Source organism: Streptomyces sp. NPDC008079, assembly GCF_042957385.1.
GTDB lineage: Bacteria > Actinomycetota > Actinomycetes > Streptomycetales > Streptomycetaceae > Actinacidiphila.
On the sequence record NZ_JBIBIC010000003.1, the window covers coordinates 100,189 to 114,339 of the forward strand.

General features: G+C 73.7%; 6 protein-coding genes. 5 read left to right on the forward strand and 1 reads right to left on the reverse strand.

Annotated features, from left to right (window positions below; genetic code table 11):
* The first annotated feature begins 1 nt into the window (after position 1).
* From ACFZAM_RS09905 to fxsT, 5 genes are all read left to right on the forward strand, one after another.
* On the forward strand, positions 2 to 3,403 hold the full coding sequence (locus ACFZAM_RS09905) for an SAV_2336 N-terminal domain-related protein (protein WP_391044409.1): 3,402 nt from the start codon (positions 2 to 4) through the stop codon (positions 3,401 to 3,403).
* A gap of 122 nt (positions 3,404 to 3,525) precedes the next feature.
* The gene (gene fxsA, locus ACFZAM_RS09910) at positions 3,526 to 3,945 is read left to right on the forward strand and encodes an FxSxx-COOH cyclophane-containing RiPP peptide (RefSeq protein ID WP_391044411.1); all 420 of its coding nucleotides are present in this window, start codon (positions 3,526 to 3,528) and stop codon (positions 3,943 to 3,945) included.
* Between the two features lie 206 nt (positions 3,946 to 4,151).
* Entirely contained in the window at positions 4,152 to 5,369 is a 1,218-nt protein-coding gene (locus ACFZAM_RS09915) for an FxsB family cyclophane-forming radical SAM/SPASM peptide maturase (RefSeq protein WP_391044813.1), read from the forward strand.
* A complete protein-coding gene (locus tag ACFZAM_RS09920) occupies positions 5,366 to 6,772 on the forward strand; it encodes an aKG-HExxH-type peptide beta-hydroxylase (RefSeq protein WP_355347235.1) in 1,407 nt (468 codons plus the stop codon). The genes ACFZAM_RS09915 and ACFZAM_RS09920 overlap by 4 nt, the downstream gene beginning before the upstream one ends.
* Before the next feature lie 164 nt (positions 6,773 to 6,936).
* The gene (fxsT, locus tag ACFZAM_RS09925) at positions 6,937 to 9,945 is read left to right on the forward strand and encodes an FxSxx-COOH system tetratricopeptide repeat protein (RefSeq protein WP_355347232.1); all 3,009 of its coding nucleotides are present in this window, start codon (positions 6,937 to 6,939) and stop codon (positions 9,943 to 9,945) included.
* Between the two features lie 121 nt (positions 9,946 to 10,066).
* Here the strand turns inward: fxsT and ACFZAM_RS09930 are convergent, their stop codons facing one another.
* Entirely contained in the window at positions 10,067 to 13,963 is a 3,897-nt protein-coding gene (locus ACFZAM_RS09930) for a multifunctional oxoglutarate decarboxylase/oxoglutarate dehydrogenase thiamine pyrophosphate-binding subunit/dihydrolipoyllysine-residue succinyltransferase subunit (protein WP_391044415.1), read from the reverse strand.
* Positions 13,964 to 14,151: the final 188 nt, after the last annotated feature.

Consider the following 14,151-nt stretch of genomic DNA (forward strand, 5'->3'; position numbering starts at 1 on the left):
CATGGCCACCCGGAGACCCGACCCGCAGGCCCCCGACCCGAGGACGCCCGACCCGAGGACACCACCCTCCGCAGACACCGACACCGACACCGCCACCGAGCGGCCCGACCCGCTCGCGTCCGTCGTCGGCGCCCTGACCGAGGCCGGACTCGACCCGGGACCCACCGAGTTGGCCGACGCGCTGTGGCTGGCCCGCTGGTCCCGCCCGACCTCCCCCGCGAGTACGGCGGGGGAGGCCCGCGACCCCGGCGGCGCCGGTACGGGCAGCGGCGCGCACCACCCGGGACTGTCCGGCGTCACCGACCCCACTCCGCCCGGCGGCACCGTACTGCCGCGCAGCCTCACCGACCCGGACGACGACCGCCTCGTCCAGCTCTATCCGGGCGTCAGCGCCCCCGGCCGGGCGCGTACGGGACCGGCCGCCGCCGCGCTGTCGGTCGCCGTGCCCGAGGCGGCGACGCTGCCCCGGCTGCTCGAACTCCAGTCGGCGCTGCGGCCGTTGCAGCGCTACCGCAGCCCCGCGCGGCCGTTGCGCGAAGTGCTCGACGAGTCGGCCACGGCGGAGAACAGCGCGCGCGCCGCCGGACTGCTGCTGCCGGTCTTCCGGCCGGTGCTGCGCGGCGACGCCTCGATGCAACTGCTCATGGACGCCTCGTCCTCGATGTACGTGTGGGAGCGGATGCTCCGCGAGCTGAGCCAGGTCTTCGAACGGCTCGGCGCCTTCCACGAGGTGCAGGTCCGCTATCTGCACGCCACCCCGGACGGCGACCCCGCGGTCAGCGGGCGCTTCGACCCCGAGGCGGTCGGGATGCGCTCCGCCGAGCAGTTGAGCGACCCCACGGGCCGCCGGGTGACCCTGCTGGTCAGCGACTGCGCGGGGCCGCTGTGGCGGTCGGGGCAGGCGCACCGGCTGCTGCACCGGCTGGCCAGACACGGCCCGGTCGCCGTACTCCAGCCGCTCCCGGCCCGGTTGTGGGCCAGGACCCGGCTGCCCGTCTCGTACGGCGTGCTGCACCGCGGCGAAGGGCTGCTGCCCGCCTCGCCGCCGCGCTTCTCCTCGGGCACCGGCGGCTCCTCCTACTACGTGCCGGCCGCACCCGCGGGCGACGCGCTGCCGGTGCCCGTACTGCCGCCCACCGCCGAGGCGTTGGGCGCGTGGGCGCGGCTGCTGGCGGGCACCGGCGCGGCCCGCGTGCCCGCCGCCGTCGGCTGGGTGCGCTCCGACCAGCCCCCGACCCCGGCGCCCGTACGGCAGTCCCCGGTGCCGCCGGTCGCGCTGGTCGGCCGGTTCCGCTCGGCCGCCTCGCCCGCCGCCGCCCAACTCGCCGTCTACCTCGCCGCCGCCCCGCTCTTCCTGCCCGTCATGCAGCTCGTCCAGCGCACGATGCTGCCCGACTCGGGGCCCGCCGAATTGTCCGAGGTGCTGCTCAGCGGCCTGCTCAAGCGCATATCGGGCGACGACGCGCGCGACCACCGCTGGTACGAATTCGCCGACGGCGTACGAGACGTGCTGCTCGGCCCGCTCGGCAGGGACGAGGCGCTGCTGGTGCTCAAGCACTGCTCGGAGTACGTCGAGCAGCGTTTCGGCAAGAGCGGCCCCAACTTCCCCGCGCTGGCCATCACGCAGCTCACCGAGGGGCCGGGGGACCGGCTCGCGGACGCCGCCGTCGCCACCGCGGCCCGCGCCACCGCGCTCGCCGAGCAGGCGTCGACCGTCGTCGCCGAGTCCCCGCAGCCCTTCGCGGAGGTCGCCGCCCGGGTGCTGGAGCGCTTCATGCCGCTGCCGGGGAACACCGGCCACGACCGGCTGGCCGTGGGAGCCGGTACGGGGCAGCCGTCGTCCGCGGTGCAGCGGGCCCGGCAGTTGGTGGCGCGCTTCACCGAGGAGGGTATGGTCCAGAATCTGCTGGACGCGGTGCAGTTGCTGCGCCGCGCGGCGGACGAGGAGCGGGTGCGCGGCTCGGACCCCGACCTGTGGAGCGAGCTGGCGCAGAATCTCATCACGCTGTGGCGGCTGCGCGGCGGGGCCGCGCTGCTGCGCGAGGCCCAGGACGCGGCGGCGACGGCCGCGGCGCACCCGGGCTCGGTACCGGCCCGCGCGGTGCGCGCTCGCGTGTTCCAGGCCGCCGCGGACGAGCGGGCGGCGAACGGGGACACGCGGGGCGCGTTGGAGCTTCTGCGGCGCGCGGACCGGGAGTTCAGCGCGGTCTGCGCCGCCCCGGGACTCGACCCGCAGGACGTGCTCGGCGCCACCCTGGAGCGGGTCAGGGTGCTGGAGGACCAGTGGCAGCTCAGCGGCGACGCCGGGCTGCTCCAGGAGACCGTGGGGATGCTGGAGGCGTTCGCGGACTCCTGGCCGCTGTCCGACGCCCGCCCCAGCGCGCTGTCGCTCGCCCACGGCCGCGCCCTGCTGCGGCTGGCGGGCACGGCGGGGGAGCGGGAGCGCGAGCAGGTCTACGCGCTCCAGGCCGCCGAGTACTTCGCCGCGGGACTGGACGCGCTGGAGCGCGAGGAGGCGGCCCTCGAAGCGCGGACCGCCGCGCTGCTGTCGCTGGTCGACGCCCATCTGCTGGTCGGCGGACGGCTGCCGGAGGCGCAGCGGCTGGTCGACCGGGCGCTCGGCGAGACCCGCGACCGGCTGGCGCGGGCCTCGATCCTGCTGCGTGCGGGCCGGATCAGGGTCGCCCGGCACACCGAGGGCGGCCCGGCCGGTGAACTGGAGGCGGCGGCCGGGCGGTTCGCCGAGGCGTGCCGTCTGACCCCGCGCGACCGCCCCGAGTACAGCGAGATCGTCGCCGAATGGGGCGACGCGCTGCTCGGCCGCTCCGCGCTCCCCGGCGGCGAACTCTTCGTCAACCGGGCCGTGCAGGTCCTGCGGGACTGCCGGATGGAGACCCCCGAGAGCGACCCGCGGCTGTCCGGCAGGCTGCTGATGCTCGGCCGGGCCCTGGTGCTGCGCTACCGGGCGGAACAGGACCTGGTGGACCTGCGCGAGGCCGAGCACGTCCTGGGCCTGGCCGTGCAGCCCGCCGTGGACCCGGCGCAAGTGGCGCGGATCTGGTACGAGTTGGGCGAGTCGCACCGGCTGGGCTACGCGCACACCCAGCGCGGTGAGCGCCTCGACCAGGCGGCCGACGCCTACCGCCGCGCCGCGGAGGCCGCGGGAACGGCGGCCGACCGGTCGGCGGAACCCGGCCCCATGGTGCGGCTGTCGGCGCTGGCGCATCATTGGCGTGGCGTGGTCTACGAATTCGCCCGGCGCCCGCGGGCCGCCGCCGACGCCTACCGGGCCGCGCAGGCCGAATGGCGGCGGCTGCCGGACGACGGAGGGGACGGCGCCGCGGACGAGGAGGCACGGCAGCGGACCGCCGAACGGCTGGCGGCGCTGACACGGACGAACTGAGCCCGGGGCGACCGGCCCCGGTCCGGCCGCCTCGGACCGACCGGCCAGGACCCCGCGCGAATCCGGGCCGCGACAACTGCATCCCCCCACGAGCCACCACGGGACGAGAGCTGAGGCCGACGATGGACGACCGAGCGTACGGCGGGGCCGAGCGGCCCCCGGACGAACCCGCTCACCACGACGAGGCGTTACCCGAACGCGCCGTTCACGAAAGGGCTGTTGACGAAAGGGCGGTCGCCGAGCGGGCGGTCCCCGAGCGGCCAGTCCCCGAGCGGGCACCTTCCGGCCGGGCGGTCCCCGAGCGGGCACCTTCCGACCGGGACCTTCCCGAGGCGGCGTCGCCCGAGCACGCCCCCGCCTACCGGATTCCGGCGGACGCCGACATCGACCTGCTCGGCCTCGACCTGGAATCGCTGCGCACCGTCGAACACCCGGTGCTGTCCGCCCTGGTGAGCGATCTGCGGGCGCGCGCGGCCGGTCCCGGCGGCGAGGCGCTGTGGGGCTTCGAGAGCGACCCCAGCGCGCCGGAGGCCACCGGCTGACGCCGCCCGGCGCACCGGGCACCGGCGCGCGCGACCACCGCCCACGTACCCCCGTATCGCGTGAACTCCTGACGGAACGCCGCTTTTGGCCGTGCTCCAGGGCGAATACGGCCAATTCCTTGCCGAGGTGTTTACTTCCGGCCGCCCAGCGGGAACAACCGCTGGGGCCGACGGGGCGGCCTGAGGTACACGGGGGAGGTGATGTGGTGCGTCATCCGGCCGACGACAGGCCGCGGACCGGCAGTACGGCGGCCGAAGGGGCCTTCCCCCTGCGGCAGTTCATCCTCAAGACGCACAGCCGCTGCAATCTGGCCTGCACCTACTGCTACCTCTACGCGGGCCCCGACCACGGCTGGCGGGACCGCCCCCGCGCCGCCCCCGACGCGGTGACCCGGCGCACCGCAGAACGCATCGCGGAACACGCCGCGACCCACCGTCTGCGCGATGTCGCCGTGGTGCTGCACGGCGGCGAACCGCTGCTCAACGGCGCCGACGCGCTCGCCGCCGACGTCGACCTGATCCGCCGCACCGTCCCCGCCGACTGCGCCGTGCACGCCAGCGTGCAGACCAACGGCACCCTGCTCACCGCCGACCGGCTGCGCGTCCTGCGTGACGCGCGTATACGCGTCGGCGTCAGCCTCGACGGCGGCCTGCCCGCCCACAACGCCGCGCGCGTCGACCACGCCGGCCGCCCGTCCTGGGCCGCCGCCTCCGCCGGGGTGCGGCTGCTCGCCGAGACCGCGCCCGAGGCGTACGGCGGACTGCTGTGCGTCGTCGACCTCGCCCACGACCCGGTCGAGGTCTACGAGTCGCTGCTGGCCTTCCGGCCGCCGCGGATGGACCTGCTGCTGCCGCACGGCAACTGGACCGCGCCGCCGCCGGGACTGCCCGCGTCCGCCGACGACCCCGCGCCGTACGGGAGTTGGCTCTCCGCCGTCTTCGACCGCTGGTGGGGCGCGGAGCGCCGGGAGACCAGGATTCGGCTGTTCGAGGAGTGCGTGGCGCTGCTGCTCGGCCTCCGGTCGCCCGTAGAACGGCTCGGGCTCCAGCCCTTCACCGCCGTCGTGATCGAGACCGACGGCAGCATCGAGCAGGTCGACTCGCTCAAGTCCGCGTACGAGGGGGCCGCCGCCACCGGGCTCGACGTCTTCCGCAACAGCTTCGACGACGCGCTCGCCCACCCCGGCGTCGCCGCCCGCCAGGCCGGACTCGCCGCCCTCGCCGCCACCTGCCGCGCCTGCCCGCTGGTCACCGTCTGCGGCGGCGGCCACTACGTCCACCGCTACCGGGAGGGCTCCGGCTTCCGCAACCCGTCGGTCTACTGCGCCGACATGGCGCTGCTCATCCGGCACATCGCGCGCCGCCTCGCCGAGGCGGCGGCCCCGGCGCCCGCCGCGTCCCGCGTACGGCGGGAGACGCCGTGACCACCGCCGCTGCGCCCGTGCTCGACGCGGTGCTGCCGGTGCTCGGCAGCACCGGCAGCGGGCCGGACTCGCTGGAACTGCTGGTCAGCCACCAGCGCGGGCGGCGGCTGCTGGTGCTGCGCGCGCTGCTCGACGCCGTGCGGACCGCGCCCGCCGGGTCGCTGCCCGAGGGGACCGCCGAGCGCGTGCTCGGCGACTGGCGGCTGCTGGAGCGGGCCGAGCGCGCGGACCCGGCCGCCGCCCGCCGCGTCGTGCACTACCCGCTGACCGGCGCGTGGGCCGAGCGCAGCCTGCGGGCGCTCACCGTGGCGGGCCAGGCGCCGCGGGCCGCGGAGGCGCTGCCGCACCTGGGCGCGCTCGCCGCGTCCGCCGCCGCCCGCGCGGGCCTGCGCTTCAGCGCCGACGTACCGGTACGCGACGGCCTGTTGACGCTGCCGACGCTCGGCGGCTACCGGCTGCCGGCCGCGGGCCCCCCGCGCAAGCCCGGCGCCGCCGCGCCCCGGATGCGGGTGGACGGCGACGGCAACCGGCTCTGGCTGCGCCCCGAGGAGCGCACCCGCCACGCGGTCGAGGTGCGCAGGGGAACCGACGGCGTGTGGCGCTCGGCCGCCCCCGGCTGGCGCCCGATCCAGGCGCTGTGGCCGCAGGAGGACCGCCCCGACGGTCACCCGGTGCTGATCGACGACGCCGACCCGTACCGCGCGGAGGGCCGCCGCGCCAACCCGTACGGGCTGTCCGCCGCCGACCGGCTCGCCGACGAGGACCGGGCCAGATGGCGTACCGCCTGGCGCGAGGCCCAGCCCTGGCTGCGGCTCGGCGACGGCACCCGGGCCCGCGAAGTGGCCGCGCTGCTCGACTGCTTCGTGCCGCTGGACGGCGCCGCGTCCGCGCAGTACAGCGCCACCTTGGGCGACGCCTTCGGCGCGCTGCTCAGCAGTACGCCGATGGGCGGCCTGAAGATGGCCGCCGCGCTCGTCCACGAGTTGCAGCACACCAAGCTCCTCGCCCTGGCCGGCGTCACCGCGCTGCACACCGCGGACGACACCGCCCGCTACTGGGCCCCCTGGCGGCAGGACCCGCGCCCCTTCGACGGCGTCTTCCAGGGCGCGTACGCCCACCTCGCGCTCGCCGACTTCCACCTCGGCGTCGCGCTGGCCGCCGCGGACCCCGCACAGCGCGACGCCGCGTGGGCCGCGCACTGCCGCTGCCGCCTCCAGGTCGAGGCCGTCCTGCCGCAGCTGCTCGGCTCCAACCGGCTGACCCCGCAGGGCCGCACCCTGGTCAACTCCATGGCGGCGTACCACACTCGGCTGGGACGGCACACGCCGCCGGAAGGCCACCTGGCGCGCGCCACGGCGTACGTCGAGACGGCCCGGGTCATCTGGCGGCGAAAGCGGGTCTGAACGGGCGTCTTTGGGCGCGCGAAACGGCATGACCGTACGTCAACGGGGGAGTAAAGCAGTGTAGTTTCTGGCGAAAGTCACCTGTGCCGTCGGGCGCACCTGGCTCACTGTCGATCCACTGACCCGCCAGAGCACTACGCGCGTATCACGAGGGAGTCGCACGCATGGCCGGAGGGCGTAACGCCGCCTCAGCAGCACGGGGGCCGGGAATCGTCACGATCAGTTACGCGGGCTACAACAGGGCCTGGGCGGCGTGGATCGCGAGCAGACTCGAACGGCACGGCCAGCAGGTGGCGCTGCAACGCTGGGACGCCGACCCCACGGACTCCATCGAGCGGATGTTACGTGACCTGCTGCTGTCCGAGGGCCGCGTGCTGATCGTGCTCAGCGAGTGGTACTTCCGGCTCGGCCCGCGCACCCACGAGGAGTGGAACGTCGCGCTGCGCGCGGTCGTCCCCGACCACAGCGAGCGCTTCGCCGCGGTCTCCGTCACCCCGGCCGCGCTGCCCAGCGCCGTCGCCTCCCTCGGCGCCGCCGACCTGTGGGGCCTGGGCGCGGCCGAGGCCGAGCGGCGACTGCTCGGCAGGCTCGGCATCACCCCCTCCCGCGCCTCCTCCAGCGACACCCTCAGCGGCTCCGGCGGCCCGCGCTTCCCGCTGGAACAGCCCGACGTCTGGGGCGGTGTCCCGCGCCGCAACACCCGCTTCACCGGTCGCGAGGAGCTCCTCGGCGACCTGCACAACCACTTCACCCAGGCCGAGCCCGGCGCGGGCGTCGCCACCCTGCACGGCCTGTCCGGGGTCGGCAAGACCCACATCGCGACCGAGTACGTCTACCGCTTCGGCCCGGAGTACGACGTCGTGTGGTGGGTGCGCGCCAGCGAGCGCGGCACCCTGCGCGAGAAGCTGGCGGGCCTGGCGCCCGCGCTCGGCCTGGTCACCGGCCGCGAGTACGGCGAACGGCTGCGCGCGGTACGCGACGCGCTGCGCCGGGGCGAGCCCTACTTCCGCTGGCTGGTGGTCCTCGACGGCGCCGACCAGCCCGAGGACATCCACGACCTGGTGCCCACCGGGCCCGGCCACGTACTGATCACCTCGCAGAACCGCGAGTGGGCCGAGCACAACAGCGCCCTGATCGAAGTGCCCGTCTACAGCAGGGCGGAGAGCGTCGCCTTCGTACGGCGGCGCGCGCCGCGGCTGGACGACGCCGACGCCGACAAGCTGGCCGACGCCCTCGGCGACCTCGCACTGGCCCTGGACCAGAACGCGGGCGCGCTCAACGACTCGTCCATGCCGGTGGACGACTACATCGAGCTGCTGCGGCACGGCGCGGACGTCGAACCCGGCCTCAAGGTCGCCGCCGACTTCCAGATGACGTACTACACCGCCTTCTCGATACTGCTCAACCGGCTCCGCGAGGACAAGCCGGAGGCCGTCGACCTGCTGCGGCTGTGCGTCTTCTTCGCGCCGGGGCCGATCCCGGTCCGGCTGCTGCGCGACCTGCCCGTGCGCGACCTGCCGGAACAGCTCACCGGGCTGATGGAAGACCCGCTGCTGTGGAACTCGGCGATCAGCAAGCTCGCCCAGTGGGCCGTCGTGCAGTCCGACCCGCCGGAGGCCGAGGACGACGAGGCCGCGGGCAGCGCCGAGGTCGTCCAGATGCACCGGCTGGTCTACCAGGCGGTGCGGGCCGACATGCCTGCCGCCGAGCAGAACCTGTACTCCCAGGTGGTCCGCAAGATCCTGGCCGCCGCCGACCCCGGCCGCCCCACCGACACCCGGCTGTGGCCGCGCTACGCCGAGATCGTCCCGCACCTGGAGGCGTCCGGCGCGCTGCGCAGCACCAACCCCGACATCCAGCTCATGATCGTCAACTGCCTGCGCTACCTGCACCTGTCGGGCGAGTACCGGGCCGGACTGCGGCTCGCCGAGGCCACGGCCAAGCACTGGCCCGAGCTGCTGGAACCCGGTCACCCGCGGCTGTGGGACCTGGTGAACAACCGGGCCAACATGATGCGCGCCATGGGCGACTACGTCGCCACCGAGGCCCTGGACCGCGACGCCTTCGAGACCCTGCGCGCCGACCGCGGCGAACAGGACCTGCTGACCCTGCGCGCCGCCAACGGTCTCGCCGCGGACCTGCGCAACCTCGGCCGCTACGACGAGGGCCTGGAGACGGCCCGGTTCGTCGAGCGCGGCTACGCCCGACTCGTCGGGGAGCAGGACCCCCGCACCCTGCTCGCCAAGAACAACCTGGCCGTCACCTACCGGCTGCTCGGCCGCTACCAGGAAGCCCTCGACCTCGACGGCGAGATCCTGGAGGCGCGCCGCGAACTGCTGCGCGCCCGCAACATCGTCACGCTCTCCTCGGAGAACTCCTACGCGTACGACCTGCGGCTGCTCGGCCGCTACGACCAGGCCACCTCGGTGCAGGAGCGCAACGCCGAGACCCACCGCACCGTGCTGGGCGCCGACAACCCCCAGACGCTGCGCGCCGAGCACAATCTGGCGCAGTGCTACTACCGGGCGGGCGACCGGCCGCGTGCCGCCCATCTGATGGGCCGGCTGCTGGAGCGCTGCGAGCGGGTGCTGGGCAGCACCGACCCGCTGTCGCTGCGGGTCGCGGTCACGTACTCCAGTTTCGAGCGGGAGCACGGCGACCTCGACCGGGCCAGGGAGCTGTCGGAGTTCGTACTGCGGCACTACCGCTGGCAGTTCAACGCCCGGCACGCGTTCGTCGCCGGCGCGCTCGCCAACCACGGCCTGCTGCTGCGGGCGGCCGGAGAGCGGCAGCAGTCGCAGATCGAGATCGAGGACGCGCTGACCGGCATGTCCCGCGCGGTCGGCGACGACCACCCGTGGACGCTGGGCTGCGCGCTCAACGCCAGCGGCGCCCGCAACTTCGCGGGCGACCCGGAGAGCGCGGCCGAACTCTCCCGCGCCACCGCCGAGCGGGCCACCGCCCGGCTCGGCAAGGACCACCCGCTGACGCTGTCCTGCCGGATCGCGCTCGCCACCGACCTGCGCAACATGCGCAAGCGGCAGGAGGCCGACAAGATCGAGGAGGAGGCGCTGGCCGCGCTCTCGGCCACCCTCGGCCCGCAGCACCCGCACACGGTGACCGCCCGCTCCCGCACCCGCCCCTACTGGGACTTCGAGCCCATCAGCTCCTAGGGCGTGTCCGTAAAGTCTCGTCTGGCTGGCGGCGCCTGGCACGCGCCCCGCGCGAACGGCCGCCGGCCCCGCACCCCTTGAGAGGGTGCGGGGCCGGCGGCCGTTCGCGACGGGCGGGAGGTCAGATCGAGAAGACCTCTTCGATCAACTGCTGCTGCTGCTCCTGGTGCCGCTTGGCGGAGCCCACCGCGGGCGAGGACGACGCCGGGCGGGACACCCGGCGGAGCCGGTCCGCGTTGTCCGGGGCCGCGCCGAGCAGCAGGTCCAGGTGGTCGATCAGATTGAGCGCGATGAACGGCCACGCGCCCTGGTTCGCGGGCTCGTCCTGCGCCCACACGAACTTCTGCGCCTTGGTGTACGGCGCGATGGCCGCCTGGATCTCCACACCCGGCAGCGGGTACAGCCGCTCGATGCGGATGAAGGCCACGTCGGTCGCCCCGCGCCGCTCCCGCTCGGCGATCAGGTCGTAGTAGACCTTGCCGGAGCAGAAGACGACCTTGCGGACCGCCTCGGGCTGCACCGAGGTGTCGCCCATCACCGGCTGGAACTGCCCGGTGGTGAAGTCCTCGGCCTTCGACGCCGCCGCCTTCAGCCGGAGCATCGACTTCGGGGTGAAGACGATCAGCGGCTTGTGGTGCGGGTTGTGCACCTGCCAGCGCAGCAGGTGGAAGTAGTTGGCCGGGGTGGTCGGGGTGGCGACCGTCATGTTGTTCTGCGCGCAGAGCTGGAGGAAGCGCTCGATCCGGGCCGAGGAGTGGTCCGGGCCCTGGCCCTCGTAGCCGTGCGGCAGCAGCAGGGTGACGCCGGACGTCTGGCCCCACTTCTGCTCGGCCGCGGTGATGTACTCGTCCACCACGGTCTGGGCGCCGTTGACGAAGTCGCCGAACTGCGCCTCCCACAGCACCAGCGCCTCGGGCCTGGCCAGCGAGTAGCCGTACTCGAAGCCCATCGCCGCGTACTCGCTGAGCAGCGAGTCGTAGACGTTGTAACGGGCCTGGTCCTCGGACAGGTACAGCAGCGGGGTGAAGTCCTCGCCGGTCTCCCGGTCGATCAGCACCGCGTGCCGCTGGCCGAAGGTGCCGCGCCGCGAGTCCTGGCCCGCGAGCCGGACCGGCGTGCCCTCCAGGAGCAGCGAACCGATCGCCAGCGTCTCGCCCATGCCCCAGTCGATCGTGCCGTCCTCGACCATCGCCGCGCGGCGCTGGAGCTGCGGCAGCAGCCGCGGGTGGACGGTGACGTGCTCGGGGATGTTGACCTGCGACTCGGCGATCCGCTTGACGACCTCGGCGGAGACCGCCGTGGGCATCGCGACCGGGAACTCCGGCTGCACGGGCGTCTCGTGGCTCGCGGGCGGCGCGGACGCCGCCTCGCGGACCTCGGTGAAGACCTTCTCCAACTGCCCCTGGTAGTCCTGGAGCGCCTGCTCCGCCTCTTCCAGGGTGATGTCGCCGCGGCCGATCAGCGACTCGGTGTAGAGCTTGCGCACCGAGCGCTTCTTGTCGATCAGGTCGTACATCAGCGGCTGGGTGAACGCCGGGTTGTCCGACTCGTTGTGCCCGCGGCGGCGGTAGCAGATCAGGTCGATCACGACGTCCTTGTTGAACGCCTGCCGGAACTCGAACGCCAGCCGCGCCACGCGGACCACGGCCTCCGGGTCGTCGCCGTTGACGTGGAAGATCGGCGCCTCGATCATCCGGGCCACGTCGGTGCAGTACATCGACGAGCGCGCGGACTCCGGGGCGGCGGTGAAGCCGACCTGGTTGTTGATCACCACGTGCACGGTGCCGCCGGTGCGGTAGCCGCGCAGTTGCGACATGTTGAGCGTCTCCGCGACGACGCCCTGGCCCGCGAAGGCCGCGTCGCCGTGCAGCGCGATCGGCAGCACCGTGAAGTCGGTGCCCGCCTTGTTGATGATGTCCTGCTTGGCGCGGGCGATGCCCTCGATGACCGGGTCGACCGTCTCCAGGTGCGAGGGGTTCGCGGCCAGTGAGACGGTGATCTGCTCGCCGTCGAGACCGGTGAAGGTGCCCTCGGCGCCCAGGTGGTACTTCACGTCGCCGGAGCCGTGCATCGACTTCGGGTCGAGGTTGCCCTCGAACTCGCGGAAGATCTGCGCGTACGACTTGCCGACGATGTTCGCTAGCACATTGAGCCGCCCGCGGTGGGCCATGCCGATCACGGCCTCGTCCAGCCGCGACTCGGCCGCCGCGTCGATGACCGCGTCGAGCAGCGGGATGACGGACTCGCCGCCCTCCAGCGAGAAGCGCTTCTGGCCGACGTACTTCGTCTGGAGGAAGGTCTCGAACGCCTCGGCCGCGTTGAGCCTGCGCAGGATGCGGAGCTGCTCCTCGCGCTCGGGCTTGGCGTGCGGGCGCTCGATCCGGTCCTGGATCCACTTGCGCTGCTTGGGGTCCTGGATGTGCATGAACTCGACGCCGACGGTGCGGCAGTACGAGTCGCGCAGCACTCCGAGGATGTCGCGCAGCTTCATCAGCGACTTCCCCGCGAAGCCACCGACCGCGAACTCGCGCTCCAGGTCCCACAGGGTCAGTCCGTGCTCCAGCACGTCCAGGTCGGGGTGCTTGCGCTGGCGGTACTCCAGCGGGTCGGTGTCGGCCATGACGTGGCCGCGGACCCGGTAGGAGTGGATCAGCTCGAAGACCCGCGCGGCCTTGGTGACGTCGTCGTCGTGCGCGGTGTCGATGTCGGTGCGCCAGCGGACCGGCTCGTACGGGATGCGCAGCGCGGCGAAGATGTCGTCGAAGAAGTCGTTCTCGCCGAGCAGGAGCTGGTTCATGATCCGCAGGAACTCGCCGGAGGCGGCGCCTTGGATCACCCGGTGGTCGTACGTGCTGGTCAGCGTCATGACCTTGGAGATGCCCAGCTTGTTCAGGGTGTCCTGCGAGGTGCCCTGGAACTCGGCCGGGTAGTCCATCGAGCCGACGCCGAGGATCATGCTCTGGCCGGGCATCAGCCGGGGCACGGAGTGCACGGTGCCCAGGCCGCCGGGGTTGGTCAGCGAGGCGGTGACGCCGGTGAAGTCGTCCATCGTCAGCTTGCCGTTGCGGGCGCGGCGGACGATGTCCTCGTAGGCCTGCCAGAACTCGAAGAAGTTCAGCGTCTCGGCCTTCTTGATGGCCGCGACGACGAGCTGGCGGTCGCCGTTGGGCTTCACCAGGTCGATGGCCAGACCCAGGTTGACGTGGTCGGGCTTGACCAGCGTCGGCTTGCCGTCCTTCTCCGCGAAGGAGTGGTTCATCGCCGGCATCGCCTTGAGCGCCTGCACCATCGCGTACCCGATCAGGTGCGTGAAGGAGACCTTGCCGCCGCGGGCGCGCTTGAGGTGGTTGTTGATGACGATGCGGTTGTCGAACAGCAGCTTCACCGGGATGGCGCGGACCGAGGTGGCGGTCGGCAGCTCCAGCGAGGCGTTCATGTTCTTGGCGACCGCGGCGGCCGGGCCGCGCAGCGTCACGTACTCGGTGCCCTGGGGCTCCGGCGCGGGGGCGGCCTGCCGGGGCGCCGCCTGCTTCGGGGCGGGCGCGGGCGCGGGAGCGGCCGGAGCCGCCGGTGCCTGGGCCGCGGGCGCCGGGACGGGCGCGGGGGCCGCCGCGGGCGCCACGGGGGCGGCAGGCGCGGCGGGGGAGGCCACGGGGGTGCCGTTGGCGACCGGCTGCGCGGGAGCGGGAGGGGCGGCGGGCGCCGGGGCGTCCGTCGCGCCCGCGGGGACCGGCTGCGCGGCGCCTACGGCGCTGCCCTCGTCGGGGGACGTCGCGCGAGCGGCGGCGCCGGAGGCGCCGCCCTGGCCGGGGGCGGCCGCCGAATCGGCGGAGCCGTCCGGCTTGTAGTCGGCGAAGAAGTCCCACCAGGCTCGGTCTACCGAGTCCCGATCCTGGAGGTACTGCTGGTAGATCTCATCGACCAGCCACTCATTGGGGCCGAAGCCCGCTGCGGGGCCTTCGCCCTGCGCTTCGTGGTCGGTCGAGACACTAGAGCTATTGGGGGACTGTGACGACACGGCGGCAACCGCCCTCTTCCGCTTCACAAGATGGTGGACAGCGGAAATAAAGGCTACGCCTACTGGAGGGGTCGATGCAGGCCCGGGGCCCTTACGTCGCGCATGTCACACCCGAAGACTGGTTTCAGTGCTGTTCCTGGCGGGAAATTGATCTCTCTTGGGGGTCGTTCGATCAGCCGCGCTCGCAC